Origin of the sequence: Ochrobactrum teleogrylli (genome assembly GCF_006376685.1) — a bacterium.
GTDB classification, from domain to species: Bacteria; Pseudomonadota; Alphaproteobacteria; order Rhizobiales; family Rhizobiaceae; genus Brucella; species Brucella teleogrylli.
This window is the reverse complement of the sequence record NZ_VEWL01000001.1, coordinates 649,890-676,552: the sequence shown is the minus strand read 5'-3', so window position 1 is coordinate 676,552 and position 26,663 is coordinate 649,890. Positions and strand designations below refer to the sequence as shown.

The following is a 26,663-nucleotide window of genomic DNA, read 5'->3' as shown; positions in this document are numbered from 1 at the left end:
TGTTTACTCGCTGATCGGCATTGTCTCGGCGAGCGAGTCCGCAGCGCTGGAATAGCCATGAGTGTCAGCCTCGAGAGCCAGAATTCAACCGCCGAAGCCGCAGCTTCGGAGGGCAAAAGCAATTTTCGCATCGTCGCACTGATTGTCGCCAGCGCCATGCTGATGGAACAGCTCGACGCGACCATTCTGGCCACGGCACTGCCGACCATGGCGCGCGATTTCAATGTCGGGGCGCCTTCCATGAGCGTGGCACTGACTTCCTATCTGCTGAGCCTTGCGATTTTCATCCCGGCCAGTGGCAAGATCGCCGACCGCTTCGGCACGCGCACGGTTTTCCGCTTCGCGATTGCAATCTTCATTCTGGGTTCCGTGCTCTGCGCGCAGGCGCCGAACCTGCCCTGTCTGGTCGCGGCCCGGCTGTTGCAGGGCGCAGGCGGCGCGATGATGCTGCCGGTCGGTCGTCTGGTGCTGATCCGCTCCGTGGAACGCAAAGACCTCATCGCCGCCATGTCGTGGATGCTGGTGCCAGCCCTTATGGGCCCCATTCTCGGGCCGCCGCTCGGTGGTCTGTTTGTGACATATCTGGACTGGCGCTGGATTTTCTACATCAATGTTCCCATCGGCATTCTGGGCATGGTTTTCGTATCGCTTTATATCGGCGAATATAAAAGCGAAACGCGTGAACCGTTCGATTTCATGGGCTTGATCCTGTCCGGTATTGCGCTCGGTGCCCTGCTGTTCAGTCTGGAAACGGCGAGCAATCCCGAAGGCGGGAACCTGGCGCTGAAACTGTTTGTGGTCGGCATTGTCTTCGGGGTTGCCACAATCGTCCATTCGCGCCGTCATCCGGCGCCGATGTTAGATTTTTCTCTGCTGCGGATTGAAAGCTTCGGAACCTCGATGATTGCGGGGTCGATCACTCGTATCACGCAGGGCGCGCATCCGTTTCTGCTGCCACTGATGCTTCAAATCGGCTTTGGCCTGTCTGCCGTTGCGGCGGGCAATATGGTGCTTGCGACTGCGCTTGGTGCGCTGGCCATGAAGGCCTTCGCGCCGCGCATTATCCGGCAGTTCGGCTTCCGGATGTCGCTGGTCGTCAATGGCATATTCTCTGCATGCAGCTATGCGATCTGCGCCTTTTTCACGCCGGACTGGCCGCACTGGCTGATCTTCATCGTGCTGGCCATGTCGGGCTTTTCCATGTCGTTCCAGTTCACTGCCTATAACACCGTGGCGTATGACCGGGTGGACGCAAAGCGGATGAGTTCCGCCAACAGCTTCTATTCAACGTTCCAGCAGCTCATGCTGTCGGTCGGCGTTTGTGTGGCGGCACTGATACTGCATGCATCCATGAACCTGCATGCCCGTGACGTGCCCGTCATCTCCGATTTCTCGACGGCGTTTCTCGTCGTCACCGGCATTTCGCTGACGGCGACCTTCTGGAACCTGCGTTTTGCCAAAAATGCAGGCGAACAGATGCGGGGCAAGTAAGCGACAACGAAAAAAGCCTCCTTGCCGAGCGTTCCCGGCAAGGAGGCTTTTGTTTAGATACGCTTCTTGTGTTCGGTCGATTATTCCTCGAACCAGATTTTTTCCGCCAAACGATAGCCGCTCATATCGCCGCCGGATGGCGTCGGGGTAAAGCCCTTGATCTTGTCCGTTGCTGCGGCAAGGTTGTCGGCAAAGAGCGGGATAAGCTCACCGCCTTCATCCACCATGATTACCTGAATGTCATGGTAGATTTTCTTGCGCTTTTCCTCGTCCAGTTCGACGCGGGCTTCAGCAAGCAGCTTGTCGAAGGCTTCGTTCTTCCAGGCGGTTTCGTTCCACGGCGCATCCGATTGCAGGATCATCGACAGCATGGCGTCGGCGGTCGGGCGAACGGCCCAGTTGGAGGCGACGAACGGGCGCTTCAGCCAGATTTCGTCCCAATAGCCGTCGGACGGCACGCGTTCCACGTCGATGGTGATACCGGCCTTGGCGGCTGCTGCCTGATAGACCTGCGCCGCATCAACCGCGCCGGGGAAACCGTTTTCGGAAACGACCAGCGGAATATTTCCGCTATAGCCAGACTTTTTGAAGTGGAAGGCCGCCTTTTCCGGGTCGTAGGCGCGCTGCGGAATGTCCTTGGAATAATACGGGTTTGACGACGAAATCGGATTGTCGTTGCCAATTGAGCCGGTGCCGCCAAGAATGCTCTTCTGCAGTTCTTCGCGGTCGATGGCGTATTTCAGCGCCAGACGTACATCATTATTGTCAAACGGTGCCGTATCGACCCGCATTGGTAGGCAATACATGGTGTTTTCCGGCGTTTTCAGGATCTGCACGCCGGGACGCGACGAAACGAGACCTACCGAGCGGGCGTCTACGCGATTGACGACATGAACCTGCCCGCTCAGCAATGCGGCCATGCGGGCGGTCGCATCGCTCATGGCGATCGTTTCGACGGATTCCACATTGGCGCGATCTGGCGCCCAATAGTTCGGGTTGCGGCGTGTCAGCGCCCGGACGCCCGGCTGGAAATCTTCCAGAATGAAAGCGCCGGTGCCGATACCCTTATCGAAATCCGCATCGAGCGGCGTGATACCAAGATGCACGTCGGTCAGAGCTGCGGGGAAGTCGGCATTGCCCTTGTCGAGCGTGATCGTCACTTCATATGGATCGGTCGCCTTCAATTCCGTCACAGCGAGCAGGAAGCCTTTGCCACCGGAATTGCTGTTTTCGCCGCGATGATGGTTCAGCGAATAGATGACGTCTTCGGCTTTCAGCTCTTTGCCGTTGTGGAACTGGATGCCCTTCTTGAGCTTGAAAACCCACTGCGATGCATCAGGCTTGGTCGCTTCCCAGCTTTCGACAAGCGCGCCGTAGAGGCGACCGTCCGGGGTCGGTTCAAGCAGGGTGTTGAAGAGCTGAAAACCCACCGAATACATATAGGCTTCCGGATAATAGGCCGGATCGAGCCGGTCTGAACTCGACGCCGTGTCGAGACCCATGATCAGATGGCCGCCCTTGCGTGGCGCGGCATCCTGCGCGCGCGCCTGACCGGGCATCCAGAAGCTGCCGGTCGCGCCAAGCGCCAGTGCACTGCCTGCTCCAAGCAAAAACTGACGGCGATTTGGGGAAAGAGAGTTGGGGTTGTGATCCGACATGGCGGGTACTCGCATTGTATGAATTGGGCCTGGGTTGCAGGCGTACTCTTGGGTTCCGTTCTATCGGGACCGCTGGTTGCATTCGTGGTAATTTTTTCTAATTTCTACGCAATTTCTGTAATAATTTTCAATAGCTATTATCATGATCCTGCGTGTACGGAGCGTTTCGCGTAACTTATGATTGCCTGCTTCCATTTGGAATTTGACTGCGCGGTAGCACACTGTCAAACGTCTGCGTGCCCGTGTTTTCTTGATCGTGCCTTTCAGGGAACCACGGCATATATGAAATGATGTGATTGAACAGTCGAATGCGCAGTTTGCCGGATCAGAACATTGTTATCGTCGGGGCAGGGCTGGTGGGCTCGGCCATTGCCTGGGGGCTTTTACGCTCTGGCATGCGCCCGCTGCTTCTTGATGGTGAAGACCTTTCGTTGCGCGCATCACGTGCCAATTTCGCGCTCATCTGGGTGCAGGGAAAGGGTGTCGGCGCTCCACATTATGCGCGTTGGACGATGCAATCGGCGCGGCTGTGGCCGACATTGGCAGATGATCTGCGTGAAGTGACCGGCATTGATGTCGCCTTAAAACAGAAGGGCGCTTTCATTTTCTGCTACGACGAGCGCGAGCTTGAAATGTACACGGGCGATGTAGAGGCCGTTGCACGTGAACTGGGCCATGACGCGCCGGAGCATGTCGTGCTCGACCACAGCGGAACGGCAAAAATGCTGCCGTCAATTGGTCGTGATGTTATCGGCTCGATCTATTCCCCCATGGATGGCGACGTGAATTCACTGCGTCTGTTTCATGCTTTGCATGAAGGCATGTTGAAGCTCGGCGCTTCCTATCAGCCGCACAGCGAAGTGACCTCGGTTACTCCGCAAGACGGCGGGTTTCTGCTGCGTGGCACTTGGGGCGAAGTTTTCACCGAGCGCGTTGTCCTTGCGGCTGGCAATGGCAACCCCGTCCTGGCTCAAGGTGTCGGCTTGCATACGCCGGTGGTGCGCAGCAAAGGGCAGATTCTGGTGACGGAAAAATGTGCGCCATTCTTCCCCTATACGGCGGCGACGCTGCGCCAGACCGATGAGGGCGGTGTTATGATCGGCGATAGTCAGGAGACGCATACGGACCGGATTGCCACCAATCAGGATATCAGCGCGGTTCTGGCCAACCGGGCTGTGCGGGCCTTTCCGCATCTGGCAGAGGTCAATGTCGTGCGAAGCTGGGCAGGGTTTCGCGTCAAGACACCGGATGGCTTGCCGATCTATGAGCAGTCCGCGAGCCATCCCGGCGCTTACGTGGTCATGTGCCATTCGGGCGTGACGCTGGCAGCCAATCACGCCATTACGATTGCGCAGCAAATCGCAACCGATGCAAAGCATCTGGCGGATGATGCATTCTCCGGGCGGAGGTTCCATGTTTCGTAAAACCGACATTCCGAACGAAACCGTGTCGATTACCTTCGATGCGCGCCCGCTGACCGTGTCTGCACATGTAACGGTCGCCGCCGCCTTGCTTGGCGAGGGCATAACCAAGCTTAGAAACAGTGTCGTGGGCGATCAACCACGCGCCGCCTATTGCCTGATGGGCGTCTGTTTCGAGTGCCTTGTTACCATCAATGGCGTGCAGAACCGGCAGGCCTGCATGACACAAGTGTCTGACGGAATGATCATTTCGTCCCAAAGTGGCGCGCGCGCTTTGGAGGGGAATGATAATGGTTAGGTCAGTTTTCGATATTCACGCGCTCGATACGTTGTACGACCTCGCCATCATTGGTGCAGGCGCGGCAGGCATGGCTGCTGCTGCCGAAGCGAGCGCAATCGGCGCAAAGGTGGTGCTGTTCGACGAAAATCCCGCAGCGGGCGGGCAGATTTATCGCGGCATCGAACAGAATAGACCTGAGCGCCGACCGTTTCTCGGCAAAGACTATTGGCGCGGCAAAAATGTTCTGAAAGCGTTTCTGGCAAGCGAAACAACCTACGTGCCGCAGGCGCTTGTCTGGAGCGTCGAGCAGCGGGAAGAACCGAACGGAACCGGCGTTGAACTGCGATTGTCGGCAGGCGGCAAAAGCGGGATTGTTTATGCGCGCCGCGTCGTCTTTGCGACCGGAGCGATGGAACGCCCGATGCCCGTCAAAGGCTGGACATTGCCGACCGTGATGACCGTTGGTGCGGCGCAGATAGCATTGAAGACCGCCGGGCTCATTCCAGAAGGGCGCGTCGTGTTGGCGGGCACAGGACCGTTGCTCTACCTGTTCGCAGTGCAGCTTTTGAAAGCTGGAGGCAAGATCGCTGCCTTGCTCGATACGACACCGGTGGAAAACCGCCGAAAAGCCATGCCGCATTTGCTGTCGTTCCTCACCTCGTCCTATGGATTGAAGGGGCTTTCGCTGCTCTTGAACGTGCGAAAATCGGTGCCTGTCTTTTCCGGTGTTACGAGCATCGCCATTTCTGGAAAAGACAAGGCCGAGGCCATCGTCTTTACGGCAAATGGCAAGGAACACAGGCTTGCCGTCGATAGTGTTTTTCTGCATCAGGGTGTTATTCCGAACAATAATCTCGCCAATGCGTCCGGTTGCGCGCTTGTCTGGAACGATGGGCAGAAGTGCTTCCAACCGAAACTGGGCGAGAACGGTCGAAGCTCGGTCGAGGCGATCTATGTTGCGGGCGATGGCGGCGGTATCGGCGGTGCCTTGCTTGCTGGGGTGAGCGGGCGCATTGCGGCACTGGCCGCCTGTCAGGATATTTTTCCGGAACGAGCAGCGGGCTTGCAACCGAAGATCGATGTTCTGCGCAGGCAGGGCCGACGGTTGGGGCGGGGGCGGGGTTTCATTGATGCGCTTTATCAGCCGGGGCAGGCATTTCGCGCCCCAGCGGATCGCGGTGTGATCGTCTGTCGCTGTGAAGAAGTGACGGTGGGAACAATCCGCGATGCCGCGCCGCATGTCGTTGGTCCCAACCAGCTCAAGACCATGGTGCGCTGCGGCATGGGGCCATGTCAGGGACGTCTTTGCAGTTCCACGGTGACTGAAATTCTGGCTGAAGTGCGCAATTGCACGCCGGAACAGATCGGTTTTTATCGTCTGCGCGAGCCGGTAAAGCCGGTGCCGTTGGGCGAGATTGCCGCTTTGCCGCAAACACCAGATGCGATTTTCGCTGTGGCGGGGAAGTATCCGGAAACAGTCGAAACCCCTTGAAAAGATTGAAGATAAAACATCGGGGGATGCTTGATTTTTATTGGCTCGGTTCGGGTCAAGAAGTAAAAAATTTCTGCCCGCCGCGCGGTGGCAGTAAGAATTTGATCTTAACTTAAATAAGTAAGTATCGATTCTTTGGCATTCTGTCGCTAAACTCCCGGTTCAATATGGGCGAGAGCACGCGCCGAAAACCGCGAAAGACGGGTCTCGGGCAGAATGTGCGCGACAAAAATTAGTTAGAGCGCCGATCCGGCACTGTCGGATCGCAAGCGCTTTACAGGGGTGCGGAGTTAATCTTGGAGCTAGACCAGAACACGCTATTCTTCGCAGCGGGCTTGTGTTCACTTGCGGTGGCGCTGACGATTTTGAGTGTCTGGTATCAGAACCGGATGGACAGGTTCCTGCTCTGGGGTTGCCTGGGCATGATCCTGCTCGGCGCGGGCGCCGTGCTCAACTATTCCGGCCTCCTGGCGCTGGTTCCGTCGCTGGTCATTGCTTTCAGCGTCATGACGGTGGGCTTCGTTTTGCTGTTTGTCGGCGCAAGGCAGATATCCAGCAATCCGGTCAACAGGAAGCAACTCGTTGCATTTTCGATCATAGCGATTACCGCTGTTCTGGTGCCGATTGTCTTGGGCGTTGCCGGTATCGGCATTGCGCTCTTCAACTTCATTGCCGCATTTCTGCTGTTCATCACCGCCAGGGAATATATCTCGGTCTATGAGGAGGCCCCGGTTCCCGTTGTTGGCATGATGGTGCTTTATCTGCTGACGGCCATATCGTTTTTGCTCTGCGGTTCCGTCATTGTCTTTGACCGGCAATGGACGCTGACCAGTATGCCGAGCAATCTGGCGGAAGATTTCAATGCCATCATGGCGATCATCGGCATTACGGGGATCGGGGCGCTATCACTGACCTTCACGCAGTCGCGTGTGGCGCGTCGCCATGCGAACGAAGCGCGCACGGACAGCCTGACAGGGTTGCTCAACCGGCGGGCGCTTTACGACAGTCTGGCCATCGATGTGATGCGCATCGGCGATTCCGTAATCGTGTTCGATCTGGATGCCTTCAAGTCGATCAATGATAGCCACGGTCATACGGTCGGAGATCGCGTATTGCTGGAATTCGCAGGCATCATTCGTGCCTATGCCGGGCAGGATGCGCTCATTGCACGCATAGGCGGCGAGGAATTCGTGCTCATCCTGCGCCAAACATCCAATGTGAATGTTCTGGCGATCGCGGACAAAATCCGCAAGGCTTTTGCTTCGGCGTCTTTCGATACGACGCATGCTCCTTTCAGCACCACCACCAGCGCCGGTATCGCTTTTCTGACCGCGGCGGATACCGGGTTTGAGACGGTTTTCCGTCGCGCGGATGCCGCGCTTTATCGCGCCAAGGATCTGGGACGTAACCGTATCTGTACGGAATTGCAGATTGTAGCCTGATTATTTCTTCCAAAACGGAAGGAATTAGCTTCGTTTCACCCCGCTAATCAGGGGGCGTTTTCTCTGACAATATCCGGTTCAGTAATCAACGGTTTGAAACGAGGCATCTATACGGCGTCTCGTACTTCATGCGAACATCAAGGACAGACGCCATGCTGGTAGACGGAAAATGGACTGAAGACTGGCAGCCGGTTCAGGCCAAGGATGAGAAGGGCGGCTTCGTGCGCCAGATTTCCGGTTTCCGTCACTGGGTCACACCGGATGGCAGCGCGGGACCGACCGGCGAGGCGGGTTTCAAGGCGGAAGCCGACCGCTATCATCTCTATGTGGCCTATATCTGCCCATGGGCCTCGCGCACGCTGATCGCGCGCAAGCTAAAAGGGCTGGACAAGCTCATTTCGATCTCGGTGGTAGAGCCTGCGCTGACGGATCAGGGCTGGCGTTTCGGTGACTATCCGGGGTCCAACCGCGATAGCCTCAATGGCGCAACCTATATGCATGAGCTCTATACCAAAGCCGATCCCCACTATACGGGACGCGCCACCGTGCCGGTACTTTGGGACAAAAAGACCAAAACCATCGTCAACAACGAATCCGCCGACATCGTGCGTATGTTCAACACCGGTTTTGGCGATCTCGCCAATAACGATATCGACCTTTATCCCGAGCCGTTTCGCGCCGAAATCGATGCGCTGAACGAACATATCTATCCGAGCCTGAATAATGGCGTCTATCGGGCGGGCTTCGCCACCACGCAGATCGCCTATGACGAAGCCTTCCGCGATGTGTTCCGCACGCTTGATGAACTGGAGGCAAGGCTTTCGGCCAAGGGGCCGTTTCTGTTCGGGGAACAGTTCACCGAAACGGATATCCGCCTCTTCGTTACTCTGGTGCGCTTCGATGCGGCCTATCATGGCCTGTTCAAGTGCAATCTGCGTCGGCTGGTTGATTATGCGGCGCTCAGCGCCTGGCTGACGCGAATTCTGGTTATTCGCGGCATTCGGGAAACGGTCAACATCGACCATATCAAGCGCGGTTATTATTCCATCAAGGCGCTGAACCCCACCGGCATCGTGCCGCTTGGCCCCGATCTTCCGGGACTGGCTCCCGTCCAAATCTGAAAGCGAATGACAGACAAATGCGTTCTTTGGTAATTTTCCTTCACGGTGTCGGCAGTCGCGGCGCGGACCTCGCTTCGCTTGGCACGTTCTGGGCCGATAGCTTGCCCGGCACCGTATTTGCAGCGCCTGATGCGCCTTTTGCCTTCGATCAGGGTGGCTCGGGCCATCAGTGGTTCAGCGTCAGCGGCGTCACCCCGGCCAACCGTCCGCAGCGGATTGTCGAGGCGCGTGCGCCTTTTGATGAAACACTGACAAGGATCATTTCCGAACACGGCTTCGCCGACAAACTCGACCGCGTGGCACTGGTCGGTTTTTCGCAAGGAGCGATCATGTCGCTTGACGCTCTGGTTTCGGGTCGCTGGCCCATTGCCGCTGTGGTTGCCTTTTCTGGCAGGCTGGCTTCGCCAGAACCGTTTACGCCGACGCTTGCGACGCAGGCCATGCTTGTGCACGGCAGCGCCGATCCGGTTATTCCGGCAAGCGAATCCGAAAGCGCGAATGCGCGCCTTGGAGAGATTGGCGTGAATTCCACCTGCCATATCCTGCCCGGTGTCAGCCATACGATATCAGCCGACGGCGCCGTCATGGCAGCCGCATTTCTGCGGTCTTCTTTGAAGCTTGGATAATTTCCATATTCAGCTATTTTCTCGTTCTTAACGGTGGAAAATAGCTGAAATGGAAGCAATCGATGGATCGGCTTGACTGTGAACGCATGTTCGTGGCGGTGCTTGATACGGGCAGTTTTTCTGCGGCGGCGCAACGGCTTGGAACAAGCAGCGGTCAGGCATCCAAACTCGTTTCGCGGCTGGAAGCCGATCTGGGTGTCCAGCTTATCAAGCGTACCACGCGCGCCTTGTCGCCGACCGAGGTGGGGTACGCTTATTATGAGCGCATGAAAGGCCTGTTGCAGGACTTTGACGCGCTGGAAGCCGCGGTGCGCAATGCATCGGGCGCTCCGACTGGACGCATCCGGCTGACGGCTCCCTTGTCATTCGGAACTTTGCGGCTGACGCCCGTATTGCTGCAATTCGCGCAATCTTTTCCAGATATCCAGATTGATGTGAGCTTTTCTGATCGGGTTGTCAGTCTGGTCGATGAAGGTTTCGATATCGGGGTTCGGATCGGAAAGCCGCTCGACAGTAGCCTGATTGCCCGCAAACTGTGCGATGCGCGGGTGGTTCTGGTGGCCGCACCGTCCTACCTTGCCGAACATGGAACGCCGGTTCATCCACAGGAACTGACGCAGCATAGATGCATCATTGATACGAATTTCCGCGATCCGTATGTCTGGCATTTCGCTTCCCCACAAGGCGGCGACGGTGAGGCGGTCAATGTTGCAGGCCGGTTGCATTTTTCCAATGGCGAAGCCTGTCTCGATGCGGCCCTTGCCGGATTGGGCATAGCCCACGTCCCAACATTCATTGCCGGGCCGTCCATCCGTGAGGGGCGGGTGCAGCGGCTCCTTGGCGAGTTTGAAAGCACGCCGCTTGGCATCCATGCGGTCTATCCGCCTGCGCGCCATCTGGCGATCAAGGTACGCACCCTCGTCGACTATCTGGCGGAGAGTTTTCGCGGTGAGCCTGACTGGGATCGTGATTGGAGCTAAACAGGTTGCGCCGGCCGGAAGGCGGGCGTCTTCTCACAGACTTTAGCCTGCGGTGTCTTGTTCAAGCCAGCGCCAGTTGACGACAAGCTCTTCACGGAAAGCAAAGCGCACCAGATGCCGCACGACCACATCCTGCAACTGTGTCAGCGAAGGCTGATCGGGCGAGGTGAGGGCGATATGCAGAAATGCATCATCGGCCCGTAACCGGCAGTCGCCGATAGAGAAGCTGATCTGCCCCGCTGCCGGATCGAAAGTGACCGGCAGCTTATGCGCAAAATGCTTGGCCAATTGCTGCAAATAGCGGCTGGCATGGGCGGTCGCGATGGACGCTTCAGAATCCACGACCGTATTCGACGTATCCATCAGCTTTCCTCCACAATGCGGGCAGCTTCGTTGAGTGCGGTGACGATGGCTTCAGCGCTTGCGGCATCCATCGGTCCACGATGCAGCCTTTGGCGAACCGTCATCTTCAGACTTTTCAGCGCGTGAATGACGGTGTGCGGCATCTCGCCGTTGTTTTCGGCAAAACTGCTTATTCTGCTCAAAAGCGCATCGGCTGCGGCACGGTTTGCGACCAGAAAGGCCTCACCCTCTGCCGTGATGCGATTGAGCTTCTTGCCTGAAACGCCGGGTTCGGTGACGGTGTAGCCCATGTCGTCCAGCCATGAGAGCGTCGGATAGATCACGCCTGGGCTTGGCGTGTAAACGCCTTGCAGCCGTTCGGAAATATCCTTGATCAGCTCATATCCATGACGGGGGCGTTCGGCGATCATGGTAAGGACCAGCAGGCGCAGGTCGCCATAATCGAAAATCCGCTCACGACGGTGACCGCCTCGGCCACGTCGTTCGCCCCGATGGTCGTCATGTTCGCCATAGGAATGTTCCCCGCGATGACGGCCATGCCCACCGAAGGGACCACCCCGGTGACCGCCGCGATGATCGCCATGGCGACCGTGACGATGGCGGGTTTCTTCTTGTTCCGGATGATTTGGGCGATCCGGATCGCCATTGCTTGTGTTTGTCATGACCACAAGATAAATCCCGATATATCGAAAAACAAGATATATCGGGATTAATTTTTCGTAATGCGTTTCGGTCTGTCACTTGAACAGAAGGTCGACCTGCGCTTCGAACATGGTTGCGCTGTCGATCAGGCTATCCTGTCCGAGAAGGCCGTTATGGACGATGCTCATCCACACGGGCGCGGTCAGCAGATGCGGATAGGTTTTCAGGATGGTGCCCTTCAGCTCTCCGCGTTCTTCAGCCACGTCGATCAGCCAGCGTATCCGATCCAGAAAAGGCTCATAGACTTCCGTACGGTAAACTTCCGTGAGATACGGAAAGGCATGTCCTTCGGCGAGCACAAGCCGCGCCACAGTCGCCCGCCCCTTGTCCTCGATGGTCCGCATCACCGGGATCATGGTGCGTTTGCAATAATCGGAAACCCGCTCGTCCGCCCTGATCGGGAAGTTTTCAATCTCACCGAGCGGGTTGGTCACGATATCGCGGACGATGCCAGCAAAGAGATCTTCCTTGGTGTCGAAATAGCGGTAGGCCGTGCCTTTGGCGAGGCTGGCGCGTTCGGCGATACCGGCCATGGTCGCATTGGCATAGCCCTTGTCCAGAAACTCCCGCATCGCGGACCTGATGATCTGCCTGCGGGTGCGCGCCGTCTTCTCTGGGCTGGGACCGCGCGTTCTGGGCACCCTTGTTGCCGTGCGAGGCTCGGTCTTCTGCGCTTCAGCACGATTGGTCGTCGGATTGTTGACCATGGCTGTATTCCCTTCCTCATGGCATCGTCATGTCGAAGCAGCTTGCAAAACGATTCCAGTTGAATTGGTCTTTTTGCGTGCTCCATCTCAGTGTTGTCGCGCATTATGCCACACAGAACTATTGCAGTTTTTTGCCGGGAATACTTTACGTGCACTGTTGGCGATTAATTTTTGAAAGCGCACCTACAGCGCGATTACATAAAACTTCGAGTCCACTGCCATGACAGGAAAACTCTCTGGCAGGGCAGACCGTTCCACCACGGTAAAACCATTCTTTTCATAAAAACGGTGTGCGCCGAGAAATTTATCCGTCGTTCCAAGATAAATACGGCGAATGCCTTTTTCTCGGGCATGAGCGAGCAGGGCAGACAACAGCTTGCTGGCAGTCCCAATCCCGGAACCCCGATAGGCAGCGGCGACGAACATTTTCCGCAGAGCGGCTTCGTTGTTGCCGATATCCTTGAGCGCGATTGTTCCTACGACAAGCCCATCATGTTCCGCAACCCAGAACTCCCCGCTGCCTAACCGATAAAAGCTGTCGATGGAATTGAGGTCGGGCTGGTCTTCGGCGGTTATGGCGATGCCATATTCGTCCCGCTGGATCGGCAGGATAACGGAAAATACGCCTTCCAGATCAGTTGGTTGAAAAGGGCGAACGGAGACGAAAACGGGTGTGGTGGTGTCGGCCATAAGGGGAGCATTTCATCAAAGGAAAGGATGACGGATTGTTAGCGCAAAATCAGCTGAGATCAATCGGTTCTGACGAGTGTGGGTGTGTCGCTCCGCAGTCAGAACTTGCGATAGATAAAGCTATCCGGGATGGGAGCAGCGGCGTTTTCCTGCGCCATGGCCGTCACCGTATCGCGCAGCGGTGAGCGTACACAGACCGGATCGGTCGCGCTTGCATCACCAGCCAGCGCCATCGCCTGACAGCGGCAGCCGCCGAAGTCTATCTCCTTGCGCTCGCAACTGCGGCAGAGGTCGGGCATCCAGTCATCGCCGCGATAGGCATTAAAGGCCTCGCCATCAAACCAGATATCGGCCAGTCCCTTATCGCGAACATTGTCGAAGCGAAGCGACGGGATTGTTTCTGCGGCATGGCACGGCAGCACGCGCCCGTCGGGCGTAACATTGAGGCCAACCCGGCCCCAACCGCCCATGCAGGCTTTCGGATAGGACGAATAATAATCAGCCGGAACATAATCGATCACAAGTCGGCCTTCGAGACGCTTGCGCGCTTCAGCGACGGTCTGGTTGGCTTTGACGACCTGCTCGCGTGTCGGCAAAAGCGCCGCCTTGTTTTTCTCTGCCCAGCCGTGAAATTGCACGGTTGCAATTTCGATGCGGCGCGCACCAAGCGTCAGCGCAAGCTCCAGCATCGCGTCGAGCTGGTCCATGTTCTGCTTGTGGCAGACGGCGTTGACTGTCAGCGGAATGCCCGCCGTCGTGACCCAGTTCGCGACGGCCATCTTGCGTTCGAACCCGCCTTTATATCCGCCGATACGGTCCGCCGATGCGGCGCCGGTGCCCTGTATGGAAAGCTGCACATGGTCGAGACCAGCCTGCCCGAGTGCGTCCACACGTGCTTGGGTGAGACCGACGCCCGAGGTGATGAGATTGGTATAAAGCCCAAGCTTGACGGCAGCCGCGGTCAACTCAAGAAGATCGCGCCGCGTAGCCGGTTCTCCACCGGAAAGATGGAGGTGCAAAACGCCCATTTTGGCGGCCTGACGAAAGACCTCTATCCACTCTTGCGTCGAAAGCTCCTGCTTTACGCCAATCAGTTCCAGCGGGTTGGAACAATAGGGGCAGGCAAGGGGGCAGCGATGCGTCAATTCGGCAAGCAAAGCTATCGGCGGCGGTGCCAGCCGTTTCAGCTTTGCTTCCTGAATTACCAGATTCATGTCTGAACCTCGATCATGCGGCGGTTGGCCAGTTCCTGAACGAAGGCCAGCACATCGCTGCCGACCTGTTCGCGTGGCGCATTGAATTCCAATGCGAAAGCATCGCAGATCGCATCGATGCTGCGCACACCATCAAGCGCATTGACGATCAGGATCGCAATGTCGTCGAGCGCCATGGCGCGCTCTGGCGCCAGAAGCACGGTTTGTCCGCGCACCTCATCGACGCGCAGTCTCACACCACGCGCAAGCGTTACGATATCGGCCGGTTTGATGGCGACGCTGCCTGTCTCGCTCATGCGGAAACCCTCTTTTCTGCCAGAGCCTTGTCCCATGCGGCATTCACGCCTTGCCTGCCATCCCATGCGCCGGGCGGGGTCATGCCGGGGGCCACATAGGCCGCGTAAAGCGCATCGAGCTGCGCCCACAGCACATCCGTTTTGAAGGTCAGGGCAGCGGCCACAGCATCCTGCTTTTCCAAAGTGTCGGCATGTTCCAGCACATAGGCAAGACCATATTCGACATCGACCGGCGCTTCGTTGAGCCGCTGGCGGAAATAGGACAGCGCGTCTTCATCGGCAAAGGCATAATGCTTCAGCAGACCTGCAATGCGATCCTTATGGATTTTCGGTGCGAAGAGTTCGGTAAGCGACGATGCGACCGCATCCAGCAGCGGCTTGTCGCGGACATAGTGTACATAAGCACCCACTGCAAAGCGGGTTGCCGCCAAAATGCCCTTGCCGGACGCCACATAGTCGGGATCAAGGCCAACGGCTTCGGCCAGTTTGAGCCAGCGCCGGATGCCGCCACCTTCATGGATGCCGCCGTCGTGGTCTTCGATCCGCGAGCGCCAGGCGCGGCGCATATCGACATCCTCGCAGCGTGAAAGGAACGCCGCATCCTTCATGGGAATGCTGCTTTGATAGCAATAGCGATTGATCACCCAGGCGCGCACTTCCGTAATGGTGCATTCGCCGCCATGCAGCCGGATATGGAACGGATGCTTGTCGTGATAACGCTCATGACCGATGGCCAGAAGTCGGGCGTGAAACGTGTCCCTGTCGGCAGCGTCTTTCATAAAGCGATCTCCTTGCCGTCAAAGGCGATTTCGAACCCGTTATCCTCGACCAGCTTCCGCTCGGGGCCATCACGCCAGACCGGGTTCGTATTGTTGATATGGACATATATCTTGCGTCGAACTACCACCTTGGCGAGCGCTTTCAGGCTGCCCTCGTAGCCCGAGATGGACATATGCCCCATGCGTTGGCCAGACTTGATGCCGGTGCCGGATTTGATCATCTCGTCATCGGTGAAAAGCGTGCCGTCGAAATAAAGAATTTCGGCGCCGCTGATCCGAGCCTTGAGATCGTCGCGCAGCAGCGCACAACCCGGAATGTAATAAATCCGGTGCCTGACCGTGATGAGTTCGACGCCAACCGTCTGCTCGCCCTCAAGCGCCGTGTCCGGGTTTTCGCTTTCCATGAAGAGCGGCACTTTTCCGGGCACGGAAAACAATCGCGCCTCGATGCCGGGCACCAGCATGAAGGGCTCATTCAGCGCCACGATTTCCTGCGTTACGAAAGCCGGATCGAGCGCATTGAAAATCGGATTTGCAGCGAGAATATCGCGAATGGCAGCAGTCATCACCAGCCGGAACGGCTGCTTTTCCCGCAGCGTCAAAAGACCGGCAATGTGATCTATATCGCCATTGGTCAGGAGCACGGTCTTGATCGGACTGTCACGCAACGCTCGCGGATGCAAGGCGGGTGTGTTGATCAGTTGCTGTCGCAGGTCGGGCGATGCGTTGAGCAGCGCCCAGCTGTCGCCATCCGATGTGACGGCCAGCGAGGACTGGGTTTGAGGCACAATTCCATCCGGCAGGCCCAATCGCGCCAAACGGCAGTTTTCACAACCACAATTCCACTGAGGGAGACCGCCGCCAGCGGCGGCCCCAATCACGATTGCGCGGAACTCCGTCATGAAACTGTTCCCGCGTCTGGGGAGACAGTTCAGAACAGGATTGGTTCGTCACCGTCTGCCGGTGCATAGCGATTGATTTCCATGCCGCAGCTAACTTCGATGAACTTCGGTGCATGCCAGGACAGAGATTTCGTCATGCGGCTTCTCCTTGGTTGGACGAATGATAACATTGTACCACCTATAAACTAGGAAGAGCCGCGCCGTTTGGTAGGCCAGATCAACCCAATTTTACCACAGGCTCAGCTATGCCGATAAACGCCTTGTTCTATCTTGCGCTATCCGTTCCGCCCTTCTTGTCTTTGATCGGCGCGTTGCCGTGGATGAGATCGCGCCCGGCATAAATGCCTTCGGTTAATTCGATTGTGAGGCGATCACTGTCGCGGCGGCGAACATCTTCCATGACACGCGCGCGCTCCTCTTCATCGACGTCCAGCATTTCCAGCGCTTTTTCGCCAAGAGCCAGCGCCGATTCAAAGGTCTCGCGGATTTGATATTCGACACCCGCATTAATCAGTTCGATGGCATGTTCGCGGTCGAGGGATCTTGCCAATACCGGAACAAGCGGAAATTCCGCCTTCACCAGTTCCGCGATTTTCAAGCTGGCTTCGCGGTCGTCAACGCTGATGACGATCAGTCGCGCATGATGTGCGCCCGCAGCATGCAGTATGTCGAGGCGCGAGCCGTCGCCGAAATAGACCTTGAAGCCGAAGTCCTTCGCGTTGCGGATGGCATCGGTGTTGGTTTCAATAATGGAAATCGAACAGCTGTTTCCAAGGAGCGGCTGGCTGACGATCTGCCCGAAACGGCCAAAGCCGATCAGGAGGACGCTGGCGGACAGATTGTCTGCCGTCTCGACATCTTCCATGGAAGGCGCAGGTTTTGGCATCAGCCGGTCATGCAGGATGATCATGATCGGCGTGAGCGCCATGGAGACAATGATCGTCGCCGTCAGGATCGCATTGGCCTCGGCGTCGATGATGTTGACCGCCGTGGCAGCGGCATAAAGGACGAAGGCGAACTCACCGCCCTGCGCCATCAGAACGGCGCGTTCGACGGCTTCGCGGTTGCTGGCGCGAAACAAGCGGGCAACCGCATAGATACCAAACATTTTCAAGAGCATATAGGCGATGACCGCAACGATGATCAGCTGCCAGCTGGCCGCAATCACCGCAAGGTCGAGCGACATGCCAACGCCGAGAAAGAACAGGCCGAGCAGCACACCGCGAAATGGTTCGACATCGGCTTCAAGCTGGTGGCGGAAGGTGGATTCCGACAGCAGCACGCCAGCAAGAAATGCGCCCATCGCCATCGATAGCCCGCCGAGTTGCATGGCAAGCGCTGCACCCAGCACGACGAAAAGTGCTGCCGCCGTCATCACCTCGCGCGCTTTGGCTTTGCCGAGAATGCGGAATAACGGGTCGAGCAGATAGCGCCCGGCCAGGATCAGGCCGACGATGGAGGCAAGCCCGATGGCAATGCCGGTCAGACGGTCGGCGAGCGTCGTTTCTTCGCCGCCCGGCGCCAGAAAGGCAACGAGCGCCAGAAGCGGCACGATGGCGAGGTCTTCGAGCAGCAGAATTGCAACGATGCGGCGACCTTTCGGCAGACCCATGGCCCGCCGTTCTTCCAGCATTTGCATCACGATGGCAGTCGACGTCAGCACGAAACCGGTGCCTGCGACGAAGCTTTGCGCAACCGGATAGCCAAGCGTAAGGCCGACGATAGTGAGAAGACCGATACAGAGTGCCACCTGTGCCAGACCGAGACCGAAGATTTCACCGCGCATAGACCACAGGCGCGAGGGCTGCATCTCCAGACCGATGATGAACAGGAACATCACCACGCCGAGTTCGGCAACATGCAGGATCGCCTGCGGATCGGAAAATAGTCCAAGACCGAACGGCCCGATGATCAGCCCGGCTGCGAGATAACCGAGAACCGAGCCGAGACCGAGCCGTTTGAACAAAGGCACTGCAATGACGGCTGCGCCCAAAAGCACGACGATGGGGATAAGATCGAAACCGCCATGATGGGCGGCTTCGGCGGCGTGGGTTGCGGTTTCAGCAGCGGCCATTGGCTATTTCCTTGCCATTGCCAGCATTTGGCTGGCAAAAATGTGGGGGAGAGCAAAGATTACAAGAAGAATCGGGTGTTCCGAAGTCAATGTATCGCTACGCTTGACGAGGAGCGAGTCTCGGCATGTTCTGCACAAAGCAAATATTGCGGGGCTATGGTCTATTGAAATTATTTTTTGTAGTCTCCATGTAGTTTGTGCCCGCTAGAGGAAGCGGGCTATGGGGAGGTCCGCCGCAAGGCGGCTTTGCGTCTGATTTGGGAGGACATATGCGTAGGTTTATTCTGGCCGTAACGTCGGTCGCTGCTTTGGCAATGATGGGAGCCGGTTCGGCGTCGGCGGAAGATTACAAGCTGCTCGCGCCGGCTGCTCCGGGCGGCGGCTGGGACCAGACGGCACGCACGATGCAGAGTGTGCTTCAGGACGAAAAGATCTCCAGCAGCGTACAGGTTATCAACGTACCGGGTGCCGGTGGCACTATCGGTCTGGCGCAGTTCGTCAATCAGAACAAGGGCGACGCCAGCCAGCTGATTGTTGGCGGTTATGTGATGGTCGGCGCAATCCTGACCAACAAATCGCCGGTAACGCTGGATCAGGTCACGCCGATTGCGCGCCTGACAGGCGAATATGAAGCCATTGTTGTTCCCGCCGCATCCGATATCCAAAATCTCGGCGATCTCGTCGCCAAGCTGAAGGCCGATCCTGGTTCCGTATCCTGGGGTGGCGGTTCGGCAGGCGGCACCGATCACATCACGGCTGGCCTTTTTGCAAAGGCGGCTGGCGTCGATCCGACCAAGGTGAACTACATCGCGTTTTCGGGCGGCGGTGAAGCTCTTGCCGCTATTCTCGGCAATCAGGTGACGGTCGGTATTTCCGGTTACGGCGAATTCGACTCGCAGATCAAGGCCGGTACGCTGCGCATCATCGGCATTTCCAGCGATCAGCGTGTGGAAGGCATTGATGCGCCCACCTTCAAGGAAGGCGGCGTGGACGTCTCCATCCAGAACTGGCGCATGGTTGCTGCCGCTCCGGGCATCACGGCTGAACAGGAAGCCGCGATCAACGCCGATGTCGAAAAGCTCGTGAAATCGGAATCCTGGCAGAAGGCGCTGAAGGATAAGGGTTGGGCCGATACCTATCTCGCCGGTCCGGCATTCAAGGAACAGCTCGCCAAGGATGTCGCGGCGACTGAGACAATCCTCAAGGAAATCGGCCTCGTCAAATGACAGGGTCTCAACAGCACGATGAGCGTCGCCCTGACAGGGCGGCGCCGGATATCGCCGCTCTTGTCATCGCTTTCATTCTGGCTGCCGTTTCGATCGCCATTGCCTGGTCCACGGCCTATGGCAACGAGGTGACGAGTTACTCGCCGGTCGGCCCGAAAACCGTTCCGTATGTCGTTGCTGCAGGATTGTTCGGCCTTGCCATATGGACAGTTATCGAAGCGCTACGCGGTGATTTTCCCGAAAGAGAGCATCAGGAAATTGCCCCCATGGCGTGGATCATCGGCGGTCTGGCTATCCAGATGCTGACGATGAAGACAGCCGGCTTTTCGCTGGCCACCGGATTGCTGTTCGCGGCAACCGCACGCGGCTTTGGCTATCGCAAGTTCTGGATCAGCGTTCCGGCAGGCATCATCTTTGCCTTCGTGATCTGGTTCATCTTCGCGCGTGGTCTTCAGCTGTCGCTGCCATCCGGCTGGCTTGAACGTTTCGTCTAACGGCGAGGGCATATCATGGATACTGTAGCACTTCTCGCCAACGGACTGCTGGTGGCGTTGGAGCCATCGAACCTCCTCTATGCTCTGATCGGCGTGACGCTCGGCACGGCAGTCGGCGTTTTGCCGGGCATCGGCCCGGCGCTGACGGTCGCGCTTCTGCTGCCGGTTACCTACAAGCTGGACCCGTCCGGCTCGCTCATCATGTTTGCCGGTATTTATTATGGCGGCATGTATGGCGGCTCGACCACTTCGATCCTTCTCAATACGCCGGGTGAAAGCGCCTCCATCGTCACCGCGCTGGAAGGCAACAAAATGGCAAGGGCCGGGCGCGGCGGGCCAGCACTGGCCACGGCTGCCATCGGCTCATTCATTGCGGGTCTTATCGCCACGCTTGCGCTCGCCTTCGTCGCGCCGTTCGTGGTGAAATTCGCGCTATCCTTCGGGCCGTCAGAATATTTCGCGCTGATGTTGCTCGCCTTCATGACAGTCTCGGCGGCTTTTGGCGATTCCACCCTTCGCGGCCTCACATCGCTATTCATCGGACTTGCGCTTGGCCTGATCGGTATCGATCAGCTGACCGGACAGGCGCGCCTTGTGATGGGCACGCCGAACCTGCTCGACGGCATCAATGTCACGACGCTTGCCGTGGCGCTGTTTGCTATCGGTGAAACGCTGGCGGTGGTGTCGAAGAAGCTCGGCCCCGACGATGAAGTCATTGCCGTCAAAGGCTCGGTCTGGATGACCAAAAACGACTGGAAGCGCTCGTGGATGCCATGGCTGCGCGGCACGGCCATCGGCTTCCCGATTGGGGCCATGCCTGCAGGCGGCGCCGACGTATCAAGCTTCCTGTCCTATTCGGCGGAACGCCAGTTCTCCAAACATCCGGAAGAATTCGGCAAGGGCGCAATCGAAGGTGTTGCCGGGCCAGAAGCTGCCAACAACGCGTCGGCTGCCGGAACGCTTGTGCCGCTTCTGACGCTTGGTCTGCCGACCACTGCAACAGCCGCGATCATGCTGGCTGGTTTCCAACAGTTCGGCTTGCAGCCGGGACCGCTTCTTTTCGTGACCAATGCTTCGCTGGTCTGGGGACTGGTTGCGAGCTTGCTCGTCGCCAATCTGATGCTGCTGGTTTTGAACCTGCCGCTGATCGGCCTGTGGGTGAAGATGCTCACCATCCCGCGCCATTGGCTTTATGCAGGCATTCTGGTGTTTGCGACGCTTGGCACGATTGGCGCCAATGCGTCCACGTCGATGCTGTTTGGACTGCCGGTTTCCTTCGAACTTGGCCTGCTCCTGGCATTCGGCCTGCTCGGCTATGTGCTGCGGCGCTTTTCCTATCCGATTGCGCCAGTGGTCGTTGGTCTGATCCTTGGGCCAATGGCGGAAAAGAGCTTGCGTCAGGCGTTGCAGATCAGTCAGGGCAACCCGATGGCGCTCGTCCATTCCTGGGTGTCGGTCGCGCTGATCGCGCTCGCAATTGCCGCTGTCGTCGTGCCGATGATCATGCGCCAGCGCGGCAAGGGCGATCTTTTGAAGCAGATGGCCACCGACGAAGATTGATCAAAACAAAACAGCCCCGGGGTTCGGCCGGGGCTGTTCAAAACGCGGATACTTGATACTCTTTGCACGAAAATTATCCGTGAATTTCGCGGAACTGCTTTGCATTGATGCCGAGCGTCTCAAGGTCTTTCGCGGCAGGCTGATGACCAACGCGCACAGCAGCCGAAGCGCGGACAGCGCTACCAAATTGCGCGAATGCACGACCGAAACGATTGTTAAAACGGGCAAACATTTTTCATCTCCAGTACGGACAGTTTCTTCGTCCGTGACTTTTAAATGGCGATGAAGCGGGGCGTTTTGAAGAGAGTTCCGTGCATGCCTGCCATGCAGCACGTGCATGTGGTGGCCATCGCCATCAGGCGGTGGCTTTTCCCGCTCAATATCGTTCATCGCGAAATGAGACGTTATTGCGTGGGGTTTTCTTCCACGAGCGCAGGCGTCGGGTCGGATGTAGCGACGGCGGGCGGTCCCTCCACGCCGCGCTGGCGTTCGCGGATGAATGTGAACATGCCGGAAATGACGATCAGCACAATGCCGATCAGCATCGCCATATCGATATGATCGTGGAAGACGAAATAGCCGAACAGGATCGCCCAGATCATCTGGCTATATTGCGGCGATGCAATCGCACTGGCAGGCGCGTGATGTGCCGCCAGCATGAGCAGAATATTGGCGAGTGCTGCCAGCAGGCCATATCCAGCCAGATAGACCCATTGCATCGTATCGGGTGCCTGATAGGTCGGCAGCATCAGCGCGCCGCAGATGACGATGGGGCCGATGAGCCCGCTTGTATAAAGCGAGATGCGCTTTTCCTGTTTGCCCATCACGCGGAAAATGATGATGCCGACTGCGCCACCCATGCCGCCGGCGAGCGCACCGAGATGGCCAATGGACAATTCACGGAAGCCGGGCCGCAGAACCACCAGAACACCCGCAAAGCCGATGGCGACAGCCAGCCAGCGTCGCCACCCGACCTGTTCCTTGAGGAACACGACGGACAATATGGTGACGAATGCAGGCAACAGGAAAATCAGCGCGAAAGCTTCCGCCATCGAAAGATGTGTAAATGCGGTGACGCTGCCAACAGTCCCCATCGTGGTCGTGACCATGCGCAGAAGCCACATCTTCACATTGGTGGTTCGAAACATATCGAGCCAGCCGTCGGTGGCTTTCTTGGTGAAAGGGACGGCAAGCAAACCGAGCACTGCGCCGAAAAAGGCGGTTTCGTAGGGAGACAGCGAGCCGTCAATGAATTTGACGCAGGCATCACTGATAGCGAATGCAGCATAGGAAGCAAACGCGAGGAAAATTCCGTAAAGCATGACTATGTCCGTAAAGACGGGTCCGAAACCGCGGAGGCCGAAAAGAGGGGAGGAGGCTCTTGTCGATCCTCTAATCGATTGGAGACACATTGGCAAAAGACATTTTAGTAAAACTGCTGCTGAGCCAGTATAAATCGAGAGGTGCGATTTCGCCTTTTTCAAGGCTTGGAGCTCTCGCGAAAACGCATGCCTCATTTGCAATCATATCCGTGGTGGAAATTTAGACAAACGCCTATTTCATGCTCATCCAAACGAGGAGAGAGCAAATGAACATTCGTCAGAAATTCCAGCAGTATGTATCCCGTCGCCGTGCAGTTCGTGAACTCGGTGCAATGGACGACCATCTTCTTGCCGACATCGGCGTTTCGCGTTCGCAGATTCAGAGCGCCGTATTCGGTCGATAAGTGCTTATGGAGCGTCTTTCGAAGGATCGCCCCGCAAGTACAATTGAAATAAAGTGACAAAGCGTCGGTCTCCAGTCCCGGCGCTTTTGCTTTTTCTGCCTTGCCTTAGAGTATTTTAGCAATTTCTTTTTTGATCAGCGCATTCCAGCTGGCAATTCTATTCCTCCGATTCTTTAAAAATTCGAGCTTGCAGACGGGCGATATTAATGTCGCATGGCTGTTGTTTTGCCGTGGGATCCACTCTCTTTTCGCCGGTTTTTTCGAAATCCAATCGCATTTGGGACATTTCTGATCCCGTTTTGAGACAACTTTGAATTGTTTCTCGCATGGTCTCTCATATACTCAATCTCGCGGGGGCTGATGATGAAGAGCATTTCAAGGTTGAGATGTTCAGGCTTTGAGTGCTTCTTCATCGTCGCTCTCTTTTCAGAGCAATGACTATTCAAACGATTGTTACAGCGGCTTGGCCGTAATATTGTGTGAAAACATCTATACTGAGACTGGCATCCTTGCGCATCGGGCGATCAGATTGCTAACTGATCGCCCGATGACATAAAAGCTCACAAGGCGATGGGGCTTGCAAGATGATGGACCTCCTATGGCGCGGTATCCTGATTGGGATCGGCGCAACAGTGGTGATGGATATTTGGGCAATCGTGCTGGCAGCTATGCCGGGACAGTCTGCTCCAAACTGGGGGCGGGTTGGTCGCTGGTTTTGGCACCTTCGCAAAGGCCAGATCTTCCATGACGATATAGGCAAGGCTGCGCCCTACAAGCACGAGGTCGCGCTTGGCTGGATTGGCCATTATGGTGTCGGCGTTCTTTACGGCGTGATCTTCGCTTTCTATGGCGGGGCGGCGTGGTTCGAGGACCCTGTCTTTCTGCCCGTCTGGATCTTCGGCATATTAACGGTCGCCGCCGGTTGGTTTTTGCTGCAGCCGGGGCTGGGAATCGGCTGGGCGGCATCCCGTTTGCCGAATGCGCGTCATGTCCGTATTATGAACCTCGTCGCGCATACATTTTTTGCGCTTGGCATGTATGCGACCGCGCTTTTGCTGAAAAGCGCTTTCTAATCAGCATGTTGAAGATCGCATTCGTCGCCAAGACGGGTGCTTTTTTTTGAAGCACTTTCAAATATTTCCCCGCAAATGGGGAACTGGTGTTCGGGGACAAGTCAGTCCACACTTCATCAAGTCAATAAATAGGCATTCTCAAGGCAGAATTGTGTGCAGATCGTGTAGAGAACTGTGCATTGCCTGCAATGAGGTGTATGGGGAACCAGTCCGTCCGTGCAAAATGCGGCGGCGTCTAACATTTTGGCAATCCCAAAGGGTTGCTCCATTCTGCATTCCGTGGCGGCGCAGCAAATCTGTCCGTGGCGGAATTGGCGTGGGCACCCGAGAAACGGGCCTACTTGCCTCGGAGGAACGATGCTCGAAAAGCTGTTCAAATTACGGGAACATGGCACTAACGCGCGGACGGAAATCATCGCCGGCGTAACAACCTTCCTGACCATGTCCTACATCATCTTCGTCAACCCGGATATCCTGTCCACCACGGGCATGGATAAGAGCGCGGTTTTCGTGGCGACCTGTCTTGCGGCAGCGCTCGGCTCGATCATCATGGCTCTCGTTGCCAACTGGCCGATCGGCATGGCGCCCGGCATGGGCCTCAACGCGTTCTTCGCGTTCACGGTCGTTGGAGCCATGGGCTTCAGCTGGCAGCAGGCGCTTGGTGCGGTTTTCATTTCCGGCATCATCTTCCTCCTTCTGACGGTAACGGGTATCCGCCGCTGGCTGGTTGAAGGCATTCCGCATTCGCTGCGCAGCGCCATCGCCGCCGGTATCGGCATGTTCCTGGCGTTGATCGGCCTCAAAACCGCAGGCGTCGTGGTCGGCAACGAAGCAACGCTCGTCGGGCTTGGCGATCTGACCAAAGCTGGCACCCTGCTCGCTATTGCCGGTTTCTTCATCATCGCGGTTCTGGATGCGCTCAAGGTTCGTGGTTCGATCCTGATCGGTATTCTGGTGATTACGATTGCATCGATTGCGCTCGGCATCAGCCAGTTCAATGGCGTGTTCTCCGCACCGCCAAGCCTTGCGCCGACCTTCCTGCAGCTTGATGTCATGGGCGCGCTCCACACCGGCATTCTGCACGTAATTCTCGTCTTTGTTCTGGTCGAAGTTTTCGACGCCACGGGCACGCTGATCGGCGTTGCCAAGCGTGGCGGCCTGATCGAACCGGGCAAGCCGAACCGTCTCGGCCGCGCACTTTTTGCCGATAGCACGGCCATTCTCGGCGGCTCGCTGCTCGGTACCTCGTCCACGACGGCTTATGTCGAAAGCGCCTCCGGCGTGCAGGCAGGCGGTCGCACCGGTCTCACGGCGCTCGTCGTGGCGCTGCTGTTTCTTGCAGCGCTGTTCATTTCGCCGCTCGCCGGTTCGGTGCCTGCTTATGCAACCGCACCTGCGCTGATCTATGTGGCTTGCCTCATGATGCGCGAACTGACCGAGATTGAATGGAGCGACATTACGGAAGCAACGCCTGCCGCGTTGACGGCTCTGGCCATTCCGCTCACCTATTCGATCGCCAACGGTCTTGCCTTCGGCTTCATCAGCTATGTCGTGCTCAAGGCCTTCACAGGCAAGGCACGTGAGGTTCACCTCGCAACCTGGCTGGTGGCTGCACTGTTCGTGATCCGCTTCGCATTCTTCGCAGAATAGTCTTGCAGCGCCGGGCGTCCGCGCCCGGCGCATTTCCTGACCAGAGATGAGGAGAGAGCCTTGCAGTCGAACGATTTGAAACTTCTGGAACGACTGATTGAAGTTCTCGAGAAGGATATCATCCCGCTGACGGAAAAAGGCGTTGCCGCTGGCAACAAGATTTTCGGCGCAGCACTTTTGCAGAAATCCGATCTCTCGCTCGTTTTGGCGGAGACCAACAATGAGACGGAAAACCCGCTTTGGCATGGTGAAGTGCACACGCTGAAGCGCTTTTATGAAATGCCGGAAAAGGGCAGGTCGAACACCAAGGATATGGTGTTCTTTTCCACCCATGAGCCATGCTCAATGTGCCTTTCGGCCATCACCTGGAGCGGCTTCGACAATTTCTACTATCTGTTCAGCCATGAAGACTCGCGCGATGCGTTTTCAATTCCGCACGATCTGAAAATTCTGAAAGAAGTCTTCACGCTGGAACCGGGCGGCTATAATCGTGACAATGCCTTCTGGCATAGCCATTCCCTGCCCAAGCTCGTTGCAAGTTTGCCGGAGCCGGATCGTTCGCGGCTAGAAAAGCGTCTTGATGCCATTCGCGCGAAATATGATGCGATGTCCGGCGCTTATCAGGCCCACAAGGATGGTAACGCAATCCCGCTGAACTAAAAACTTTAGCGCGCGAAGGCCGATTATTTTTTACCG

General features: G+C 57.0%; 28 protein-coding genes. 15 read left to right on the top strand and 13 right to left on the bottom strand.

What is annotated here, in order from left to right:
- The first annotated feature begins 57 nt into the window (after positions 1-57).
- Positions 58-1,491 (top strand): MDR family MFS transporter, encoded by a 1,434-nt coding sequence (locus FIC94_RS03010; protein WP_140023866.1) that lies wholly within the window; start codon positions 58-60, stop codon positions 1,489-1,491.
- A gap of 80 nt (positions 1,492-1,571) precedes the next feature.
- On the opposite strand, the gene FIC94_RS03005 is transcribed toward FIC94_RS03010, so the two are convergent.
- Positions 1,572-3,149 carry an ABC transporter substrate-binding protein gene (locus FIC94_RS03005; RefSeq protein ID WP_140023865.1) on the bottom strand — a complete coding sequence of 526 codons (1,578 nt, stop codon included), beginning with the start codon at positions 3,147-3,149 and terminating at the stop codon, positions 1,572-1,574.
- Positions 3,150-3,457: 308 nt separating this feature from the next.
- Here FIC94_RS03005 and FIC94_RS03000 point away from each other — a divergent pair, with 308 nt between their 5' ends.
- The 7 genes from FIC94_RS03000 (at position 3,458) to FIC94_RS02970 (ending at position 10,511) form a co-directional block, all read left to right on the top strand.
- The gene (locus FIC94_RS03000; RefSeq protein ID WP_140023864.1) at positions 3,458-4,573 is read left to right on the top strand and encodes an NAD(P)/FAD-dependent oxidoreductase; all 1,116 of its coding nucleotides are present in this window, start codon (positions 3,458-3,460) and stop codon (positions 4,571-4,573) included.
- Positions 4,563-4,868, top strand: coding sequence for a (2Fe-2S)-binding protein (locus FIC94_RS02995; RefSeq protein WP_140023863.1), 306 nt, complete (start codon positions 4,563-4,565; stop codon positions 4,866-4,868). Before FIC94_RS03000 ends, FIC94_RS02995 begins: the two co-directional genes overlap by 11 nt.
- Positions 4,855-6,342, top strand: a complete 1,488-nt coding sequence (locus FIC94_RS02990; protein ID WP_371830883.1) for an FAD/NAD(P)-dependent oxidoreductase — start codon at positions 4,855-4,857, stop codon at positions 6,340-6,342. Before FIC94_RS02995 ends, FIC94_RS02990 begins: the two co-directional genes overlap by 14 nt.
- A gap of 296 nt (positions 6,343-6,638) precedes the next feature.
- Positions 6,639-7,784, top strand: a complete 1,146-nt coding sequence (locus FIC94_RS02985) for a GGDEF domain-containing protein (protein ID WP_140023861.1) — start codon at positions 6,639-6,641, stop codon at positions 7,782-7,784.
- Between the two features lie 152 nt (positions 7,785-7,936).
- Positions 7,937-8,905, top strand: coding sequence for a glutathione S-transferase family protein (locus FIC94_RS02980; protein WP_140023860.1), 969 nt, complete (start codon positions 7,937-7,939; stop codon positions 8,903-8,905).
- On the top strand, positions 8,902-9,531 hold the full coding sequence (locus tag FIC94_RS02975) for an alpha/beta hydrolase (protein ID WP_268967491.1): 630 nt from the start codon (positions 8,902-8,904) through the stop codon (positions 9,529-9,531). Before FIC94_RS02980 ends, FIC94_RS02975 begins: the two co-directional genes overlap by 4 nt.
- Positions 9,532-9,593: 62 nt before the next feature.
- Complete coding sequence (locus FIC94_RS02970; protein ID WP_140023858.1) at positions 9,594-10,511, top strand: LysR family transcriptional regulator; 918 nt, start codon at positions 9,594-9,596, stop codon at positions 10,509-10,511.
- Between the two features lie 42 nt (positions 10,512-10,553).
- On the opposite strand, the gene FIC94_RS02965 is transcribed toward FIC94_RS02970, so the two are convergent.
- From FIC94_RS02965 to FIC94_RS02920, 10 genes are all read right to left on the bottom strand, one after another.
- Positions 10,554-10,874 (bottom strand): DUF2218 domain-containing protein, encoded by a 321-nt coding sequence (locus FIC94_RS02965; RefSeq protein ID WP_140023857.1) that lies wholly within the window; start codon positions 10,872-10,874, stop codon positions 10,554-10,556.
- A complete protein-coding gene (locus FIC94_RS02960) occupies positions 10,874-11,536 on the bottom strand; it encodes a PadR family transcriptional regulator (protein WP_140023856.1) in 663 nt (220 codons plus the stop codon). The genes FIC94_RS02965 and FIC94_RS02960 overlap by 1 nt, the downstream gene beginning before the upstream one ends.
- 75 nt (positions 11,537-11,611) lie before the next feature.
- A complete protein-coding gene (locus FIC94_RS02955; RefSeq protein ID WP_109367262.1) occupies positions 11,612-12,283 on the bottom strand; it encodes a TetR/AcrR family transcriptional regulator in 672 nt (223 codons plus the stop codon).
- A 183-nt stretch (positions 12,284-12,466) separates the two neighbouring features.
- Positions 12,467-12,973, bottom strand: coding sequence for a GNAT family N-acetyltransferase (locus FIC94_RS02950; protein ID WP_140023855.1), 507 nt, complete (start codon positions 12,971-12,973; stop codon positions 12,467-12,469).
- Positions 12,974-13,071: 98 nt separating this feature from the next.
- On the bottom strand, positions 13,072-14,187 hold the full coding sequence (gene pqqE / locus FIC94_RS02945; protein WP_140023854.1) for a pyrroloquinoline quinone biosynthesis protein PqqE: 1,116 nt from the start codon (positions 14,185-14,187) through the stop codon (positions 13,072-13,074).
- A complete protein-coding gene (pqqD, locus tag FIC94_RS02940) occupies positions 14,184-14,483 on the bottom strand; it encodes a pyrroloquinoline quinone biosynthesis peptide chaperone PqqD (protein WP_109367265.1) in 300 nt (99 codons plus the stop codon). The genes pqqE and pqqD overlap by 4 nt, the downstream gene beginning before the upstream one ends.
- Positions 14,480-15,262, bottom strand: a complete 783-nt coding sequence (gene pqqC, locus FIC94_RS02935) for a pyrroloquinoline-quinone synthase PqqC (protein WP_140023853.1) — start codon at positions 15,260-15,262, stop codon at positions 14,480-14,482. The genes pqqD and pqqC overlap by 4 nt, the downstream gene beginning before the upstream one ends.
- Positions 15,259-16,164, bottom strand: a complete 906-nt coding sequence (pqqB, locus tag FIC94_RS02930; RefSeq protein ID WP_140023852.1) for a pyrroloquinoline quinone biosynthesis protein PqqB — start codon at positions 16,162-16,164, stop codon at positions 15,259-15,261. The genes pqqC and pqqB overlap by 4 nt, the downstream gene beginning before the upstream one ends.
- A gap of 29 nt (positions 16,165-16,193) precedes the next feature.
- Positions 16,194-16,289, bottom strand: coding sequence for a pyrroloquinoline quinone precursor peptide PqqA (gene pqqA / locus FIC94_RS02925; protein ID WP_078337071.1), 96 nt, complete (start codon positions 16,287-16,289; stop codon positions 16,194-16,196).
- Between the two features lie 140 nt (positions 16,290-16,429).
- On the bottom strand, positions 16,430-18,238 hold the full coding sequence (locus FIC94_RS02920) for a monovalent cation:proton antiporter-2 (CPA2) family protein (RefSeq protein WP_140023851.1): 1,809 nt from the start codon (positions 18,236-18,238) through the stop codon (positions 16,430-16,432).
- 269 nt (positions 18,239-18,507) lie between these two features.
- Between FIC94_RS02920 and FIC94_RS02915 the strand changes: the two genes are divergently transcribed.
- From FIC94_RS02915 to FIC94_RS02905, 3 genes are read left to right on the top strand one after another with little or no spacing between them, the layout of a single operon-like run.
- Complete coding sequence (locus tag FIC94_RS02915; RefSeq protein WP_121538273.1) at positions 18,508-19,464, top strand: Bug family tripartite tricarboxylate transporter substrate binding protein; 957 nt, start codon at positions 18,508-18,510, stop codon at positions 19,462-19,464.
- Positions 19,461-19,958, top strand: a complete 498-nt coding sequence (locus tag FIC94_RS02910) for a tripartite tricarboxylate transporter TctB family protein (protein ID WP_109367270.1) — start codon at positions 19,461-19,463, stop codon at positions 19,956-19,958. Before FIC94_RS02915 ends, FIC94_RS02910 begins: the two co-directional genes overlap by 4 nt.
- Before the next feature lie 15 nt (positions 19,959-19,973).
- Positions 19,974-21,518 (top strand): tripartite tricarboxylate transporter permease, encoded by a 1,545-nt coding sequence (locus FIC94_RS02905; protein WP_109367271.1) that lies wholly within the window; start codon positions 19,974-19,976, stop codon positions 21,516-21,518.
- A gap of 73 nt (positions 21,519-21,591) precedes the next feature.
- Here FIC94_RS02905 and FIC94_RS22355 read toward each other — a convergent pair whose 3' ends face one another.
- Together FIC94_RS22355 and FIC94_RS02900 are read right to left on the bottom strand one after the other, a co-directional pair.
- A complete protein-coding gene (locus tag FIC94_RS22355) occupies positions 21,592-21,750 on the bottom strand; it encodes a hypothetical protein (RefSeq protein ID WP_167836079.1) in 159 nt (52 codons plus the stop codon).
- A gap of 172 nt (positions 21,751-21,922) precedes the next feature.
- Entirely contained in the window at positions 21,923-22,840 is a 918-nt protein-coding gene (locus FIC94_RS02900) for a DMT family transporter (protein ID WP_140023850.1), read from the bottom strand.
- A 266-nt stretch (positions 22,841-23,106) separates the two neighbouring features.
- On the opposite strand from FIC94_RS02900, the gene FIC94_RS02895 reads away from it, so the two are divergent.
- From FIC94_RS02895 to FIC94_RS02880, 4 genes are all read left to right on the top strand, one after another.
- Entirely contained in the window at positions 23,107-23,244 is a 138-nt protein-coding gene (locus FIC94_RS02895; RefSeq protein WP_078336882.1) for a DUF1127 domain-containing protein, read from the top strand.
- A gap of 584 nt (positions 23,245-23,828) precedes the next feature.
- On the top strand, positions 23,829-24,317 hold the full coding sequence (locus tag FIC94_RS02890) for a DUF2938 domain-containing protein (RefSeq protein ID WP_180917886.1): 489 nt from the start codon (positions 23,829-23,831) through the stop codon (positions 24,315-24,317).
- Positions 24,318-24,674: 357 nt separating this feature from the next.
- Positions 24,675-25,967 carry an NCS2 family permease gene (locus FIC94_RS02885; protein WP_121538279.1) on the top strand — a complete coding sequence of 431 codons (1,293 nt, stop codon included), beginning with the start codon at positions 24,675-24,677 and terminating at the stop codon, positions 25,965-25,967.
- 60 nt (positions 25,968-26,027) lie between these two features.
- A complete protein-coding gene (locus FIC94_RS02880; protein WP_140023849.1) occupies positions 26,028-26,627 on the top strand; it encodes a deaminase in 600 nt (199 codons plus the stop codon).
- The last annotated feature ends 36 nt before the right edge of the window (positions 26,628-26,663 follow it).